Genomic DNA, 18037 nt, shown 5'->3' with positions numbered 1-18037 from the left:
GCTTAAGCTTGGCGCGTTACTTTAATCAACATCGCGGTTTCTGGATCCATAATGGGTAACTGTAAGCCTAAGTTCATTAAACTCTCACCGCTAAGCAGACATGTTTTCTCAAGCCAGTTAGGAAACTTTTTCATAATGTGTTTAAAGTCTGGTTTATCCAGTACTTCAACTTTATAAAGGGCTTGAGACTGTAAGTTTATTAGCTTTAGTCTGCCCGGCAAGGTGTAAGCTGGCATAGATAATTGCACCGCCCAGTAGACGCCTTCGCCTTTATCTTGGTCTAACACGCCATAAGCTTGCCAGCTATTATCACTAGCATTTAACTGATGAAAAGTGCCGGAGTGCAACAAGGGCCTTAGTGATTTATGTAAGGCAATATAGTTCGCAAATTGCTGTCGCTCTTTGGCATCAACCGCAACTGGATCTAGCTCTACCCCCATATGTCCAACCAATGCGGTTAGCCCCCTAAACCCAATGCTATGTTGTCGATAGGTGGTGTGGCTATGAGCAGGGCCAATGTGTGAGCCCATCACCTCTGGTGGGAAAAAGTACAACATCGCTGGCTGCATAATTTGCCGCTCTAATGCGTCATTGCTATCTGAGAGCCAGAATCGGTGGCTGCGCTTAAGCACTTCGTAATCAATCCGACCGCCGCCCGAAGAACAGCTTTCGATTTCCAGCTCGGGGTGGCGTTTAGCCAGTTCGTCCACCAAAGCATAAAAGGCTTGAGTTTGACCATGCACTGCCGCTTCACCTAAGTGGCTTGGTTGAACTAGCTCGCGGTTCATGTCCCACTTAATATAGGCAATAGCATACTCACTTAACAGGCTATCTAAGCGCTCAAGCAAATAGGCAAACACCTGAGGATTTTGTAAATCGAGTACATATTGATAACGACCCGTTTTTTGTTGATAACCGGCCTGCCCCAATACCCATTCAGGGTGTTTGCGGTACAAATTTGAGTCAGGGTTAACCATCTCTGGCTCAAACCACAAACCAAACTCCATGCCTAGTGCATGCACATGGTTTATCACCTCTTCTAAGCCTTGCGGATACTTTTGGTTATCTAAAAACCAATCCCCCAAACCGGCTTTATCGTGCTCTCGACCAATAAACCAGCCATCATCAATAATAAAGCGCTCTACGCCAATATCTGCTGCTAAGCTGGCCATTTGCTTAATATAAGCGGGGTCGTGGTCAAAATAGATCCCTTCCCAGGTGTTAAGGTGCACTGGTCTCGCTTTAGCTGCTTCAGGAAAGCGAAGAATGTGGCTACGCACATAATGGTGAAAGTTAGCGCTCATCGAGTTTAAGCCAGTGCTGGCATAAGTCGCCATCAACTCAGGGCTTTGGTAACTTTCGCCTTTAGCCAAGCGAACTTCACCACTAAGCAATAACTCTTCGGCTTGTAACCAACGTCGGCCATCGGTTTTAACACCGCTTTGAATACGGTGATTACCACTCCAAGCGAAATGAAATCCAAACACTTCTCCCACTTGGTGAGAAAAACCTTTGCTGCCGATAATCGCTCCCGGAAAATACTGGTGAGAAGTACGCCCACGACGATTCTCTTGGCTAATGATTCCCCGCTCCAAGGGCTGACGGTGTTGCTGAAACTCTTTAGTCCAGCGGCCATGTAATGATAACAGTTCATCACAATAGGCTGGCAAAGGCAGAGTAAGCGCCAAGCGCTGCAAGTTATAAACTTGTTCACCATGGTTAGTTACCTTACTTTGCAAGGTAAGCACATCACTCGCCTCATCAAGGCTTACGCTCAAGCTAAGCGCTAATTCAGCGCGGCTATCTACGGCTTCTACAGTTACCTTGCTATGACCTTCAAGGGTAACGTTAGCGGTAAAGCTTGGGCACCAATCTTTACCGGCGCGGTTTCCCTCAAGGCCTGGGCTAGAGAACCACCCTTCGCTGGCCTCTGGGCAAAGGGTTAACGGCACGTCTTCATCTAAGCTTGCTTCAGGGACTGGTCGGCTAATAGCATCCTGCAAGGCTTCATCAATGGGACCATTAAGCTTTGCGCCCCAATAAATGATTTCTGGTAGGCTGTTAGTTTGCTTTAACAGCAAGCTACTGCTTCGCCCGAATAAATGAAACAAGCTCATAGCAACGATCCTTGTGCGGTAAAATCAATGTGGTAACTAAAGTAGTTGTCTAATACCTGATGTTTAGGGTGTACCGAAGGACTCCAAGAGTCATCTCCCCCCACTCCTTGATGGGCAACATCTAAATGTACAAACACACTGCCACTGTCTTTAAGCTGATAATTATGTGTTGCGTCGCTTAAGTCTTGCTGGCTAAAACGACTCGCTGTCATTTGCAAACTAGGTTGGCAGTGCAGCTCTACATTCAACTGCTGTTCATGCTTAAGAGACAACTGCCTGACCTCTCCCCTCCCGCCATTTTCGCTAGGGAAAATATAGGGGGTATGCAAGTTGTCGACAGTTTCACTATAGCGGCTGACGGTAGCAGCGGCTAAACGGTCTCGGTAATTTTCATGTGGTCCCAAACCAAACCACGACAACTCACTAAATTGTTTGTCTAGACTTAAGCTAAGCCCTACCCTTGGCAGAGGCGGCAAGTAAGCTGCGGCGTGCACCTCACAATCAAAAGCTACCTTGTCGGCGCTAATCACATAGCGGTGTAACACCTTAAAAGCAGTTTTCTGTTGATGGCGATACTCGCTGCTGCATTCCACAAGCCAGCATCCGTTACTAAGTTGAGAGAAACTAAAATCTAAAGCTTCACGTTTGAGTTGATGAAGTCCAGCGCTTTGCCAACGGGCAATCCACGAGTTGGGATCCATTTGGCTGGCTTCGCTTACGCCAATATCATTATCGAGCGGAGCACGGTAAAAATTATCAACCGGTGCAGCGGTAAATAACTGCTTTTCATTTACCGTCCAAGCTAGCCATTGCGCGCTAACACAATCAAATTCAAGCAGCTGTTTTGGGCTCTCAAAGCGTATTATGCGATCTTGCTGCGTGCATTTAACTTCGGCTTTATTTATAGGTTTAGGGCTATTTAAACCACCAAAGGCTAACTTAAACTGCTGTTTTGCCAAACTATGGCCAGCCGGTGCCCAAGCAGTAGCCTGTTGCAATTTAATGTTTATAGTTAGCCAGAACTCACCACTAGTTTGGGTAGTTAAACCTTGCATGGCTGGCTTTGGCAAACATATTATTTGCTGCTCGCCAGCTTGCAAACTTAAGCTAAACTCGCCTTGGCTAAATAGCTCACCATTGCGCTCTATTCGCCACTCCCCTGCGGTGTTGCTACTATCGTTTACTAAGTGCTCATTACTAATTAACAGCTCGCCCTTGGCTAGATTTTTCGCACTTATCTGCCAGTATTGCTGCAAATACTTAATCTCATACAAACTGGGGTGTGGGCTGCGATCGGGGAAAACCAGCCCGTTAATGCAGAACTGGCGATCATTAGGATTGTCGCCGAAATCGCCCCCATAGGCCCAGTAAGTTTCTCCAGAGTCGTTTTGCTTGGTAATACCTTGGTCAACCCAGTCCCAAATAAAACCGCCCTGCAAACGAGGATGCAAACGAAACGCTCGCCAGTACTCTTCAATACTTCCCAAGCTGTTGCCCATAGCATGGGCATACTCACACAAAATAAGCGGACGCTGTTCCTTAGGATCGGCAATATGCGCGGTAATCGCTCGCTTAGGGATCCCCTCTCCTGCGGTGTCCCAACCTACTCGGGCATACATAGGACACAAAATATCTGTAGCGGGAGTATCGGCCCCACCACCTTCGTATTGAATCGGGCGACTTGGATCTGCCTGTTTCAACCAGCCATACATAGCATCGTGATTACAACCATAGCCAGACTCATTGCCTAAAGACCAAATAATGATCGACGGATGGTTTTTGTCGCGCGCCACCATGCGAGTCACCCGTTGCATGTAAGCGTGCATCCACTGCGGATCGTCCGACAAACGTTTCATTGGAAACATGCCATGGGTTTCTAGGTTAGTTTCATCAACTAACAATAATCCGTATTCATCACAGAGTTCATACCAACGTGGGTGGTTAGGGTAATGTGCGGTGCGTACAGCATTAAAGTTATTTTGCTTAAGTAACTTTATGTCTTGCAACATGCTGGCTTCGGTCATTACATGACCAAGTTCAGGATCATGTTCGTGACGGTTTACCCCACGAATTAACACCGGCTTGCCGTTGAGTTTTAATAAACCCTCGCTAATTTCTACGCAGCGAAAGCCCACCGAGCTTTGCTCCACTTCCAGCAAGGTTCCTTGAGCATCCAATAAACTTAAGACCGCTCGGTACAAATTAGGTTGTTCGTCACTCCATAGCTTAGGCGCAGCAACATCGGCATTTAAAAACACCCTATCAGCAAAGCCGCCTTTTTCATCCACCGACAAATTGTTGGTGGATTCTCGCACTGGATTAGCTAACACCGCGCTGTCACCGTCATAAAGCTGCAACTCTATTTGGTAGCCGTCTAACTGGGCTAAACTAGCACCAGCCAGTTGTACCTCTACTTGCAACTGCGCATCTCGATAGCAAGCGTCCAGTTGGCTATTGATGTGAAAATCTGCAATATGAATTTGCGGTTTAGCGTAAATGCTCGCGTCACGAAAAATACCGCTTAACCACCACATGTCTTGATCTTCTAGGTAACTGCCGTCACTCCAGCGATAAACAATCACACACAGCTGGTTGGCCCCTGCTTGTAAAAAAGGCCCAATATCAAATTCGCTGGCTAAACGGCTGTCTTGTCCGTACCCCACTAACTGCCCATTTATAACAACGTGAAAAGCAGAGTTAACCCCGTCAAGACGCAAGCGTACTTGTTTATTGGCCCAAGCAGCTTGGTAGTTAAACTGAGTACGATAAACCCCCGTTGGGTTATCACTAGGCACGTAGGGAGGATTCACTTCGAAGGGATAAATTACATTGGTATAAATGGCTTTATCAAAGCCCTGCAACTGCCAATTACCAGGCACAGCTATACTTTTCCAACTACCCTTGCTGCCTGCAATCAGCGCATCACTCAATTGCTCAGGCTGTTTTAGCAAACAAAAATTCCACTGCCCATTTAAACTGAGATGATGCTCTGCCTGCTGTAGACTTAAGGCTGCATCTAAACTGCTATATGAGGCTAAAGGGACATGCGAGGGTAAGCGATTACGCTCAGTAACAGAGGGATTTTCCCAATCCTTTTGGGTTAACAGTGTGGCGCTTACTCGCGTCATTCTTATCTCCATAAACCAAGTAGTACATTGTAGGCGCTTGTTATCTAACTACTAAGCTCTAGCAAGCAGATATACCAGTTACAGTGATAACAAGTTTATTGGCTGATTTTAGTTGGGCTACCTCAGCAAAAATGAGAGCGTACTCACGAAAGCAGGAAAACGTTTACACAAAAGTAAATGAAATGTAACCACTAGCGAGTAGTTACATTTGGTTTAGCAGAAAAACAAAGCGTAAAGCGCTTAGGAAACTTGAGTATTTTTGCGTGCTAGTCGCGCACTAATCACACCAAGTATGGCCAATATGAATATGCCAAAGGTACTTGGTTCATTGATATGCGTAATAGAAGGATCGGAAGGGTCTCGCGCCCAAACGTTTAAGTGCGATATGGCCTGTGTACTATTCCCATTCGGATTAAGAAAATCCCCAGTATTTAAACTACCAGATAGCTTATATGGGGTATTAAAGTTTAAACTTGAAGCGGGATAGTCACTTAACTCCTGGGCAAAAATATCAATAAAGTCGAAGTCGTAAAGGATAAAACCATTACCTGCTTTTATCGAGAACACAAGGTGGTCGAAAGTCGCCTCACCTAACAACTGAGAGACTTGGTCAATAATACTTGGATCGGTTTCTATAACCCAATCTACTGCTTTGCACTCGCCGTTATCATCATCCACACAAGTAAACGTCATGTTTAGCAGAGCGTCGATATCAAGGAATAATCCACCACTGGTAACTGGCCCTGCCTGATCGTAGTTCACCGCTAATTGGTCATTCTGCCCTATCGCGCCACCTACACTAGCCAAGTGAATCCAGCCGGGATCATCGGCAATGCCAGCAGGAAAGTCATCTAAATTTTGCAGCTCTTCTGGTTCAATAAAAAACAAAGAGTCATCAGGCCCATACTTAGTATTGAGCAGACCATCGTCTTTTTGCCCAATATTCACCTGAGGATCGTTCGCATTGCCGTCATCATTTCCATCAAACACCAAACAAGCGCTGGCAGAATAAGATGGATTAACGCCTCCCAACAATTCACTTGCCTCTCCTGATTCCATAATAGAATTTAAGGTAGCACGAGAGGTGTCGCACACTCCGCCCACCACGAAGCTGGTTACCGGTGTAGCCCAAAGGTTGAAGGAAGATAGAATGGCAAACAAGCCGGCCACAATAGGCAAAGTTTTCATAAAACTAACGCTCTTTTTGGTATAGCCAATACTGATAACGATACCAATAAAGTCCCATTATTAGTGATATCTATGTAAAAGCATAAACTAAGCCACCAGTTATAAATAACTTCATTTCAATAACTTGAATTATCCAATAAAAAACTAAATTATCAGCATGTAAAAAACTTAGACAGTTGTAACAACTATTTTACACTGATAATTTTATCTAATAATCAGTTGCTTACTAATGAGATTTAGATAGAGCGCTACCACTGCAATTGCTACACTGCGCAAACAATTGCAATAGGAAAAACAATGACCACCGTATACTACCTACAACAAACTCAGCTTGAGCAACTCAAGGCTAAGCCCCTTCCTGAACATCTAAGAATTGAAGAAATAGCAACAAATCAGGCTGAGCTAAGTCGCCAGTTTTATAGCGAAGTAGGAAAACACTGGCAATGGAACGATAAGCTTGTGTGGACCGAGCAACAATGGGTCGACTATACCCAGCCAGCAAACCTACGGACCTTTGGCGCTTATTCAGGTGAACAATTTGTTGGTTACTTCGAGTTAAATAAACACCGAGATAACAGCGTAGAAATCATCTACTTTGGTCTAGCTAAAGCATTTTATGGCCAAGGCTTGGGCGGCGGTTTACTCAGCCAGTGCATTAAAACAGCATGGCAATGGCAAGCAACACGTGTATGGGTACACACCTGTGATTTAGACCACCCGGCAGCACTTGCTAACTATAAAGCTCGAGGTATGGCGCTTTATAAAACCGAGCTTGAAGAATAAAAATGACGCTCATCCTGTTTCGATGAACGCCAACTAGGGTCTGTTGATCTTTGGTGTTGAAATTTTGTTCGAGATAAGCGGGCTTTAATCGCGGCGAGCACTTAGAAGCCTAGGGGGCTAAGCAAGAAGTGCTTAACAAAGAGTAAAGTTCGCTTATCCGAACCCTTCGGGCAGCATTTCTTAGCCATTTATTCAGCGTTAGTGAGTGATTATTAAGCCCACTTAACTGCACACTCACTGCCTTGCCTAAATGGCTAATAAATTGCTGCAAAAACCATCAGCAAAGATCAACAGACCCTAATAAGCTTGGTTAAACTAAAGCTGTAGGTAGCTTAAATCTAGCTGCTCACCGTCTACTGGTGGGCACCAGTAATAAGCAGTGCTTAGTGGGCGGCTAAATTCAAACAAGCCATCTTCAATACCATCTTCACAGCCCAGCATTCGTTTTAGCTGCGCCTCAAAAGGGTAAAAGCTGTTAGCAAAACACACAAAGTTTAAACCACAATCTTGCTGCTCTATCCAAGGTAGGCTGCGGCGTAACATAAAGGCTTCTGGAGTAAAACTCTCTTGAGCCGTACGACGCACGTGAGCTGAAGGTGGCGACTCTGGAAATTCAACATTATCACTTTTGCGACGACCAATAATATCGTCTTGATGTTTGCTAGGCAGACTATTGAAATGTTTAAGCTGATGTTGCCATTTTTGTACTGCCAGCATGCTTGAACCAGCAATACCCTTCTCGCCCGTTAAGGCTACCACTTGCTCAGCGTTGTCTTCTGGATTTTCGGTGCCATCTACATAACCCGATAGATCTCGTCCTTCTCGGTGACAAAAACCATTTACTTGTTCATTTAAACTAAAGCTTGGCACTAAAACATCTAACCACTCTTGCACACGCAGCATCACTTCACCCGGATCGCTGCCACTCACTCGCAGCCATAAATCATCTTGGTTAGCTGGACTGGTGCGTTTTGGCCCTTGAATGCTCTCGGCACTTTTTACACCTTCTACCACAGTATTATTCATAGCGAGCAATGGCTGGCCAAAACCAATCACCGTATCTTGCGCGCGGTAAAGAACTTGGATTTGACTTAAACAATCAGCAAGGGCTTCACGGTCAACGAGACTAAAGCGCAAAAAACTAGCATGATGCTGTTGAGACTCGAGAATAAGAGGTTGAACTAACGACATAAAAATTTCTCATTTAACAATCACTGCCTAGCAGTATAAGTAATTTTGTCGGGAAGTAATTTGATGCGGGGTAATTATTTTTTAAACGAAAAATGCCTGATGCTTTAAAGCTATCAGGCATTTTAGAACATTTGACTCATAGTGTATTCTCGCTCAGTTTACTGTCACGCTCTCGGCATTGCGAAAGGCTAAGTGCTAAGCCCACATGTTCAAATGTGAGGATTAACGGTGTAGATTGTTAGAATCTGTTGCTTTGTAATCCGCAGCTTTAGTGAAATAGTAAGTTGTATATAAAGAACCAAAGTAATCAAACATAGTGTTTCTCCTAGAAAACATAAAAGTGTGAACCAGCTCACGAAAAGAATAATAATGTGACATACATCACATTGCAAGCGTGTTTTAGATTTTTTGCTAAAAAAATTTGTTCAAGAAACGAACAAGACGGGAAGCGCGGGGAAAAGAATAAAAAATGCCTGAAGGAGCAAGCTCGTTTCAGGCACTGGGGTTAACTTGATTCATTACAATTATCTCTGCTGTCGTTTACCTTGCTCTAAGCACCCGAAACGAACATAAGTTGATAATGCTGAACCAATGATCGGATGAAGAACCATATATCCACCTTTAACTTATATTATCGGTGAATATCTTTGCGAGTTTCGCAATAAAAGTTGTAATCATCAGCTTTAGTAAAATAATACGATGAGTAAAGTGCACCAAAGTAATCAAACATAATCTTTCTCCTAAGTATTTAATATCATTAGTGTCTCAAATCGAATGTGATCCAAGTCACACCTATAATTTAATGTGACATCAGTCACATTTCAAGTGACATTTTGATTAAAATCAAAGTTCACCTAGATATGTTGCTGAAAGGATTTTCACCACTACTAAATCGCTATAAATCACTAAATAAACTGCATTCTCAAAATTTACCACCAAAGCTAACACGTCGCCGATTAGCGACAAAATCTATATTATTCAGAAAGATAGCGAGAAATAGCCGATTCTAACTGTTGCTGTTCTTGGCAGTTCCCACAATATTGCTCTAAACGCGCTAAGTTTTGTTCCGCTCGCGCTAGCTCTTGCAAACTCAAGTAAAGTTCCCCTGAATACTCTAAAGCGCCGAGATGGGAAGGTTTGATAGATAAGGCTTGTTGATAAGCATATAAAGCCTGCTGATAGTGGCCTTGCTTACGTAAGCTAAAGCCTAGTAGGTTCCAAGCATCGGCTGAGCGGCGACCCTTTTTGCTTTGCAAATAGTCACTGAGCCATTCGCTAGCTTGAAGATAGTTTTGCTCACTAAGCATGGCTTCAGCAGCGCTAAGCGGCTTACTGCTCTTTTGAGATTCATATCGGCCACTTCCAGCAGCATTCACTTGTGAAGCCAAAAACAGACCAAGCAGCAAAATAACAAGTTTCATAGTTATTTCCTTTTTTTATACCAACCGTACTAAATAACGGGTCATTCAATCTGCTTAGAAAACTCGATAACTGCGCTAGAATTTTTGATTGTAGAATAACTACTTATCGAAAATTTCTGTCTTATTATCGAGTATTTTTGCTGCGCTATTTCTGATCACTTACTTAGTCTGATGGACATTAGAGATGTATCTAAAGTACGGCGGCAAGGCTTGAGAAGTTCAATAAAATTGCTTGCAGGTAGCGCTGATGGCGAGCTTTTGTGGAGACTTAAAAGCAAAAAACCCCGCCGCAGCGAGGTTTTATTTAGGGTCTGTTAATCTTTCGAGCTGATTTTTGCAGCAGTTTGTAGTTTATTTATACAAGGCAGAGGCTTTGACGTGTACTTACCTACATGAGAAGCCGATAACGCAGTAGAAATGAACTACAAACGCTGCCCGAAGGGTTCGGCTAAAATCGTTTTATGCTTTGTTAATGAGTGTTTCCCTAAACTGCTAGGCTACACACTCCTTGCCTCACCTAAAACGATTTTATCTCGAACAAAACTTAACCGCGAAAGGTTAACAGACCCTAGCTACTCTCAGATTATAGAGAGATACCTAACTTTTCTAGGTCAGCCATAACTACTTTTGAAGGTAGTGGTACGTAACCGTCTTTAGCAACAATTGTTTGACCTGTTTTAGACAGAATCATTTTTAGGAACTCACGCTCCATTGGTGCTAATGGCTTGTTAGGGTGCTTGTTAACGTAAACGTATAAGAAGCGAGATAGTGGGTACTTACCAGAAGCAGCGTTATCTAGGCTAGCTTCGATGTAGTCGTTACCTTTCTTAGCTAAAGCAACCGCTTTAACACCAGACGTTTTGTAACCGATACCTGAGTAACCGATAGCGTTCAAAGAAGAAGATACTGACTGAACAACTGAAGCAGAACCAGGCTGTTCGTTTACAGTGTTCTTGAAGTCACCCTTACAAAGTGCTTTCTTCTTGAAGTAACCGTAAGTACCAGATACTGAGTTACGGCCGAACAATTGAATGTCTTTATCAGCCCAAGAACCTTCTAGGCCAACTTGGCTCCAACGGTCAACAACAGCGTTCTCACCACACTTAAGGGTAGAAGAGAAGATAGCGTCAACTTGAGCTAGGTTTAAACCTTCGATTGGGTTGTCTTTATGAACAAATACAGCCAATGCGTCGATAGCTACGCGAACTGGAGTTGGCTTGTAACCGAAGCGCTTTTCAAAAGCTTCTACTTCTTTGCTCTTCATTTGACGGCTCATTGGGCCGAACTGAGAAGTACCTTCAGTTAACGCTGGAGGAGCAGTAGAAGAACCAGCAGCTTGAATTTGTACGTTTACGTTAGGGTATTCACGCTTAAACTCTTCAGCCCACAAAGTCATCATGTTGGCTAAAGTATCAGAACCTACAGATGAAAGGTTACCTGAAACACCAGTTGTTTTCTTGTATTCAGGAAGAGTGGCATCCAGGCCAGCTGCAAGTACGGTAGTTGTTACCAATGAGGCAGAAATAGCTACTGCACTAAGCAATTTTTTAAATGTCATCTTTATCTCCATAAATGACGCGTTGAGTTATTTTCGTCATGTAGTATTGGTGAATTCGATGACAATTATATTTCTACAGTGTGACAGTTATATGTCAGTCTATTATTTTCGTAAAAAAACTGTCTTTTTTACCAGACATTGAAAATAAGTGATTGAATTAGCGAATAATTAAATACAGAAAATAATAGCGTTTTTTTGTTCAAGCAGCTGGAAAAGCTCGGTAGATAGTCTACCGAGCCTCTACTTTTAAGGATTATAACCTTGGTGAGAATTACTCAAAGCATAAAAAGTGGCTTGCACGTAGTCGTCAACATCGCCAGATTTATTTTGATTGTATACCCCAGCTTTAAAGTACATATATTGGTCTGGGTCGTCGTAAGCGCTGTCGCTCATATCATAGCTAGCAGAAACATCAGCTTTCCCCTCACGAAGAATGGTAACGCTTAGGGTATTAGCGACAACTTTAATCCGATAGCTAAATTTCTCATCTAGCGCGATACCATCGGAAGGATTGCTCGCGGTATCACTTCGGCTACCAATCATTTCCACCCAATCATCATCAGATTGATTTCGTGACTCGTGAGCAAAATAGATAGCCCCTTTATCATTGTTAGGCAACTTACGGTAATAAAGACGAATCGGTTCATCATCATTAGCATGAATTTGACCAATGATTACTCGACCAATTTGATAATCTTCCCCGGTAGTGGTGACATGGTTTACCGCTAATGTGGCAAACAGTTCACCGTTCACTCCACCCGCATTATTTTGCGCGCTGCTAGGCGCACTAGAAAATACCCAGTTATTTTTATTTACACCTTGGGTACTAATGCTGGTATCACCACGTCGTAGCATTTCACGTAACTCGGTACGAACATAAGTAGTATTAGCGGAGGTTTTATAACCATAGATAGGGGTTTTGAATACCATGCCACCATCGGATCCGGTGTAGAAATACTCACTGTTCTCATAACCGTTGTTTAGATCAGACTCTTTAATCGAGTCTGCTGTGCCAGAGTTATCGGTATCAGTAGGTATGCTCAAGTACCAATCTTGTAAGTCAAAGTTGCCTGATGGCGGTAAAGATGGGTTAAGATCTTCAACCGGTTCGGCAATGACTTCGTCATTACAGCCTTCTGCAGTCACTTCAATAATACTATTCCAATTACTCTCTGAGTTGCCGTTACCGGTTAAGCGTAAGTATTGAACGTTTTCAATTAACTCTTCTGTAAGCGTAATTACTTCTGCACTGCCGGTAGCTTTGTCAGACATTCCGCCTGTCACCACATCCTGCCACAGCAGATTATCGGTAGAAATCGCTAAGTCATAATAGGCAAACCGACTGGTATTGTTCAGCCAATAAAGGTTGATACTCGTAACAATTGAAGGACTACTTAGGCTGTAGGTTATTTGCTTACCAATCCCTTGCGACGACCAACGCGACTCGCTGTCATAGCTACCGTCAATAGAGTTCTCCGGCCCATAGCCCACTTTATGGTTTCCATCATCACTGGCTTTGCTAATGCTTAACACTTTAGGACTAAGGCAACTTGGATCTATTGGGTCAGTGGGTGGCTCAGGAGCCGTTGGCTCTTCGGGCGTACTTGGCTCATTGCCAGGATCAGTCACTCCAGCGGTATCCGCAGAACCACCACACCCGGCCAAAGATAACAGCAACACCAAGCCAAGGGGCTTTCCAATCAACTTCATACTAAGTATTGTCCATAACAACTTCAAATGTATTACAATACTATATTTATGAAATAAGATTGGCAATCTACTCGCTAAAACAATTATCCAGCTTGTGAACCAGCTAAAAAAAGCGAGCATTTCTGCTCGCTTTCCGATTAACTCACTCACCCAAAAGCAGGCGCTACTCCTCTTTTCTGTCGCCCTCTAAATCTAAGGCTAAGGTATAGGCGATGTAATACTTGTAAACGTTGGAGACATAACGCACTGTTTCTCTACCAATAATACGCCCTGCTGCTATTTCCACATTGCCAAACCATAGGTTGGGATCCAAGTTCATTTCTTTAGTGAGTCGGCGCATTTTGTTCATTTTAGTGGGCCCAGCATTGTAGGCCGCCCAAATGAGGGCCATGCGCTCACTGTCTTCTATCCCTTCTTCATTAATATAATGTTTACGTAACCAGTCTAAATATTTAATTCCAGCGGCAATGTTTTGCTCAGGATCACTTAAATCGTTATAGCCCATCTGTTTGGCAGTAGAAGGTAGCAACTGCATAATGCCTCGCGCCCCACGATGGCTAACTTTTGAATTATCTAGACCTGACTCTTGATAACCTTGAGCAACAATCGCTAAGTAATCAAAGTCATACTCATTGGCGTACTTTTTAAAAAATGGTACATAACGATTAAAACGCCTTCGATCTTCAGAATTGGCTAAGCGATTGATCCAAGCGGTATGGTCGAAATAGCGATTAAGCAAAGTATTACCTAGCAAGCTTCCCTGCTTAACTTGTTTATCTACAAATTCTTGTAAGTTTTCTTGTAGCTTCGGATTGGTTTTTCTTACCGCCCAACCTAAGCTTTGATTGCGACTGGTAGTAAGTTGCTCATTTACCCGAATGTCTTTAAACACCTTTTCCCACAAGTGTGCTTTGTAATCATCAATAATGGTATAAGGCATCACTCCCGCGTTCACCAGCTCCAAAATATCTTCAGACAACAAGTTACCATCGGCTTCAACTACTTTAATCGGTTTAACGCCGCGCAGCTTTAAGGTGAAGTTAAGGGCTTTCAAATGCTCGGCATAACTACTACCATCCATCACGTAAACCTTTTTACCCGACAGTTCTTCCCAGCTGTTTACCTTAGGTGCATCTTTATTGCTCACTAATACTTCACTCACCCCTTCTGCATTACCTAAGGCAAAACGCAGTTGTTTCTTACGCTCGGGTGTTGCGGTTAAAAACGCGGCAACCACATCTCCTCGGCCCGCTTCTAACGCGGGAATAAGCTGGTCAAAATGCACTGGTACAATTTTAACTTTGGTTTTATCTACATCACGCCTAACACCTTGATTGAGAAACTTCTCGTACAAATGCAGCAACTCGATTTGAATGCCAAGCGGACGACCATCGGCTAAATGAAAATCTGACTTTCCGTAGGTGACCAGAGCACGAATGATTTTGCGCTGCTTAATTTCAGGCAAATCACCAACAAAAGGCTCGCGGATGAAAAAAGGAAATTGCAGTAAATCGCTACTCTCTGGAAGCTCCACCTCGTCTTCCACCGCTGCACTAGGCAAGGTGAATAAGACGAGCCAAGCCATGCTCAGCATTAAGATAAAATTGCGTAAAAGACCCTGTAATTTCAAAGGAATACCATTACAAATCAAACTTATACTTCAGTATAAGATCAATTGTTCAAAAAGTATCTGCAGAATTGAAAGCTGTGAAGCCAAACAATTTGCTGGCTTCACCAAGTGGATTATTGCTGGATAAACAGTTTACGAGGAATGATAAAACTAAAGGTACTGCCCTTGCTCACGCTGCTCTTGATTTTAAGCTGGCTATCATGGTGTTGCAGCGCATGTTTAACAATAGATAAACCAAGGCCAGCACCACCAGTATCGCGAGAACGCGCTTTATCTACACGATAGAAACGCTCGGTAAGGCGTTGTAGGTGTTTACGTTCAATACCCGGGCCTGAGTCTTTAACCAAAAACAACGCGCCCTGCGGAATCAACGATAAACTTACTTGGATTTTGCCGGGTTGCCCGCAGTACTTAATGGCATTACTCACTAGGTTGCCGCAAGCACTACGCAACTGTTCACGATCACCTTTTATCTCGATCTCTGGGGCAATATCAAAACTAAAACTTAACTGTTTACCTTTTGCCAAACCGGCCACTTCTGCCTCTAGGTTAGCCACCATGCTCGAGAAGTTGATGGTCTCTTGATTATCTTCCACTGAGGCTGATTCGATTTTGGCCAGAGTAAGCAGTTGATTAACCAAGTTCTCCATGCGGCAACTTTGGTCCAACATGGTGTTGCGCGCTTTGCCCCAAATCATTGGGTCAACTTCATCTTGGTCGAGCATCTCTAAATAACCACGCATTACCGTTAATGGTGTGCGTAACTCGTGGCTAACGTTAGATACAAAACGTTTACGCATCTTTTCAAGTTTACGTAACTGGCTTACATCCCGAATCACCAAAAGCAACTGTTGTTGGCTATAGGGCATGGCGCGAAATTCTAACCACACATTACTTTGCACAGGACTAACTATTTCAAGAGGTTGGTCGAAACGGGCGTTACGCAGGTAATTAACAAACTTTGGAGTACGAACAAGGTTGGTTAGGTGCTGCCCAGCATCGGCTGGCCACTTTAAACCAAGCATGCCTTGGGCTAACTGATTACACCACAAAATGGCGCCATCTTGATTAATCACAACAATGGCATCGGGTAAAGCTTCGGCGCCCAAACGAAAGTACTTCATCAATTGGGCTAGCTCTCGTTCACGGCCTAAACGGCGTTTAAGCATGTTATAAATGCCGTGGAACACCGGCTCCCAGCTGCCTGAACCATGCGGAGGGGATAACTTTCGTTGGTTATATAACCAATCAAGCAATTTATGCTGTTGGGTGTACATCCATACAATATGAATGACCGCTGCCAACAAACACATTTCTAGGGTATAACCGGTAAACATACCCAGAACAAATAAAGGCGAGTACACCAAGGCCACTCGCCACATTACTCGTTGCCAAGAGAAAGGCACAAACATCCGTATTTACTTCACCCTAGTTGAAAAACGGTAACCGGAACCTCGTACAGTTTGAATTAAACGGTCATATCCTTGAAGGCCAATAGCTTTACGCAAGCGACGAATATGCACATCCACTGTCCGATCTTCCACATACACGTTAGTACCCCAAACGTTGTTGAGCAACTGCTCACGACTATAAACACGCTCAGGGTGAGTCATAAAGAAGTGCAGTAGCTTAAACTCTGTTGGCCCCATATCCAAGGGTTCATTTTCAACGCTAACACGGTGAGAAACCGGATCAAGGCGTAAACCTTGTACTTCAATGGTTTCTTCTAATGAAGTAGGTGATATGCGGCGAATTACCGCTTTAACACGCGCCATTAACTCTTTAGGCGAAAATGGCTTAGTTAAATAATCATCTGCACCAGCTTCTAAACCTTGAACCTTGTCTTCTTCTTCACCTTTGGCGGTAAGCATAATCACCGGAATTTGACGAGTAAGGTCGTGGCGACGCATGTGCTTAATAATTGAAATACCACTGCCACCTGGCAACATCCAATCTAACAGTGCTAACTCTGGGTAAGGTTCTGTTAGTTTAGCTATAGCTTGGTCATAGTCGGCGGCTTCAATCGGCTCATAACCATGCTGCTCTAATACAAAGCATAGCATTTCGCGGATTGGAGCTTCATCTTCTACAACGAGTATCTTCCTGGGCATCACATTCATCTCAATCTAAGAAACTGTGGCAATTATGCGACGTATTAATGACAGATTTATGACAACAACAAGTGTAAATCAAAGGCTTAACTAAATACAGCAGCTAGCCATATTGGTGCAAAGTAGCAACAAACTCTTAAGCTTGCACCAACAAAGGGCGGTGAGCCACTGCCTCTCAGCTAAAATGATGAACACAAAAGCCTTAACAACCTACTGATAAATATGAGTTTATACAGTTAAAGGTATAACTTTTTTACCTGTCTGGCATTGCTCGTGCTTCGTTTAATGAAAATTCACTCAGTTAAATTTAGGGGCAGCATGCAGTATTTAGCAAAGCAACTATCGTCAACAGAGCTATACACCACTGCCAGTAGCTTACTGGTTTTTACGGATTTAGATGGCACCTTGTTAGACCATGATAGTTATAGTTTTGAGGCTGCGATACCCAGTTTAAATCAGTTAAAACTTTTAAAAGTGCCGGTAATTTTTAATACCAGCAAAACCTTTATGGAAGTATTAGAGCTTCAGAAGAAAATGGCTTTACAGCAACCTTTTGCCATCGAAAACGGCTCTGCTGTATGTATTCCTGCTGATAGCCCAATTCAACACGAACAGTTAACCCCGATCAATGTTGGTAAACAGCATTGGAAAATTAAGACCTTTGGCCCTAGCTACCCAGATATTTGCCAATATCTGAGCGTTTTACGTCAGCAATATCACTTTCGCTTTCAGGGCTTTAACGATATGAACCTAAGTGAAGTACAGCTTAATACTGGTTTGGCAAAATACGAAGCGCAATTAGCAAAACAACGAATGGCCTCAGAACCATTGTTGTGGAACGACAGCGATGCTCAGTTAAAAGTATTTACCGAAAAGCTTGCCGATCACAATCTGGCGGTAGTAAAAGGCGGTCGTTTTTATCACGTAAAGGCCAAGTTTGATAAGGCTGATGCCATGCACTGGCTAAACAAGGTTTACCAAAGCCATTTTAATCGTAATTTCACCAATATTGCTCTCGGTGACAGCGAAAACGACCTAAGCATGCTAGAACAAGCCGACATCCCAGTTGTCATCCCTCGTAAACATGTTCAAGCGCTAGTAATTAATCACCCCAATTCTTGCCTAGCACCTCACCCAGGTCCGCATGGCTGGCATCAATCAATGCAACAAATTTTAAATTCCTTACTTAATGGAGCATAA

12 protein-coding genes are annotated in these 18037 nt (G+C 43.5%); 2 read left to right on the top strand and 10 right to left on the bottom strand.

Going from position 1 to position 18037, the window contains the following annotated elements; all coding sequences use genetic code 11:
- Positions 1-2: 2 nt before the first annotated feature.
- The 3 genes from K5L93_RS17285 to K5L93_RS17275 all read right to left on the bottom strand — a co-directional run bounded on the left by K5L93_RS17285 (position 3) and on the right by K5L93_RS17275 (position 6433).
- The gene (locus tag K5L93_RS17285; RefSeq protein ID WP_220720936.1) at positions 3-2117 is read right to left on the bottom strand and encodes an alpha-galactosidase; all 2115 of its coding nucleotides are present in this window, start codon (positions 2115-2117) and stop codon (positions 3-5) included.
- On the bottom strand, positions 2114-5245 hold the full coding sequence (locus tag K5L93_RS17280) for a beta-galactosidase (RefSeq protein WP_220720935.1): 3132 nt from the start codon (positions 5243-5245) through the stop codon (positions 2114-2116). Before K5L93_RS17280 ends, K5L93_RS17285 begins: the two co-directional genes overlap by 4 nt.
- A gap of 240 nt (positions 5246-5485) precedes the next feature.
- A complete protein-coding gene (locus K5L93_RS17275; RefSeq protein WP_220720934.1) occupies positions 5486-6433 on the bottom strand; it encodes a hypothetical protein in 948 nt (315 codons plus the stop codon).
- A gap of 297 nt (positions 6434-6730) precedes the next feature.
- Here K5L93_RS17275 and K5L93_RS17270 point away from each other — a divergent pair, with 297 nt between their 5' ends.
- Positions 6731-7216: a GNAT family N-acetyltransferase gene (locus tag K5L93_RS17270; protein ID WP_220720933.1), complete on the top strand. Its 486-nt coding sequence runs from the start codon at positions 6731-6733 to the stop codon at positions 7214-7216.
- A 315-nt stretch (positions 7217-7531) separates the two neighbouring features.
- On the opposite strand, the gene K5L93_RS17265 is transcribed toward K5L93_RS17270, so the two are convergent.
- The 7 genes from K5L93_RS17265 to phoB all read right to left on the bottom strand — a co-directional run bounded on the left by K5L93_RS17265 (position 7532) and on the right by phoB (position 16837).
- Positions 7532-8407 (bottom strand): Dyp-type peroxidase, encoded by an 876-nt coding sequence (locus tag K5L93_RS17265; protein ID WP_220720932.1) that lies wholly within the window; start codon positions 8405-8407, stop codon positions 7532-7534.
- 974 nt (positions 8408-9381) lie between these two features.
- Positions 9382-9828, bottom strand: coding sequence for a tetratricopeptide repeat protein (locus tag K5L93_RS17260; RefSeq protein ID WP_220720931.1), 447 nt, complete (start codon positions 9826-9828; stop codon positions 9382-9384).
- Positions 9829-10411: 583 nt separating this feature from the next.
- Positions 10412-11386 (bottom strand): PstS family phosphate ABC transporter substrate-binding protein, encoded by a 975-nt coding sequence (locus K5L93_RS17255; RefSeq protein ID WP_220720930.1) that lies wholly within the window; start codon positions 11384-11386, stop codon positions 10412-10414.
- A 246-nt stretch (positions 11387-11632) separates the two neighbouring features.
- Positions 11633-13096, bottom strand: coding sequence for a polysaccharide lyase family 7 protein (locus K5L93_RS17250; RefSeq protein WP_220720929.1), 1464 nt, complete (start codon positions 13094-13096; stop codon positions 11633-11635).
- Between the two features lie 163 nt (positions 13097-13259).
- Positions 13260-14726 (bottom strand): MltF family protein, encoded by a 1467-nt coding sequence (locus K5L93_RS17245; protein ID WP_220720928.1) that lies wholly within the window; start codon positions 14724-14726, stop codon positions 13260-13262.
- Between the two features lie 113 nt (positions 14727-14839).
- Positions 14840-16138 carry a phosphate regulon sensor histidine kinase PhoR gene (phoR, locus tag K5L93_RS17240; protein ID WP_220720927.1) on the bottom strand — a complete coding sequence of 433 codons (1299 nt, stop codon included), beginning with the start codon at positions 16136-16138 and terminating at the stop codon, positions 14840-14842.
- A 6-nt stretch (positions 16139-16144) separates the two neighbouring features.
- Positions 16145-16837: a phosphate regulon transcriptional regulator PhoB gene (phoB, locus tag K5L93_RS17235; protein WP_137671459.1), complete on the bottom strand. Its 693-nt coding sequence runs from the start codon at positions 16835-16837 to the stop codon at positions 16145-16147.
- Positions 16838-17155: 318 nt separating this feature from the next.
- Here phoB and K5L93_RS17230 point away from each other — a divergent pair, with 318 nt between their 5' ends.
- Complete coding sequence (locus tag K5L93_RS17230; RefSeq protein ID WP_220720926.1) at positions 17156-18037, top strand: HAD-IIB family hydrolase; 882 nt, start codon at positions 17156-17158, stop codon at positions 18035-18037.

Source organism: Agarivorans litoreus (assembly GCF_019649015.1).
GTDB classification, from domain to species: domain Bacteria; phylum Pseudomonadota; class Gammaproteobacteria; order Enterobacterales; family Celerinatantimonadaceae; genus Agarivorans; species Agarivorans litoreus.
Note: the sequence above shows the minus strand (reverse complement) of the source record. Positions and strands in the feature narration are given on the sequence as shown.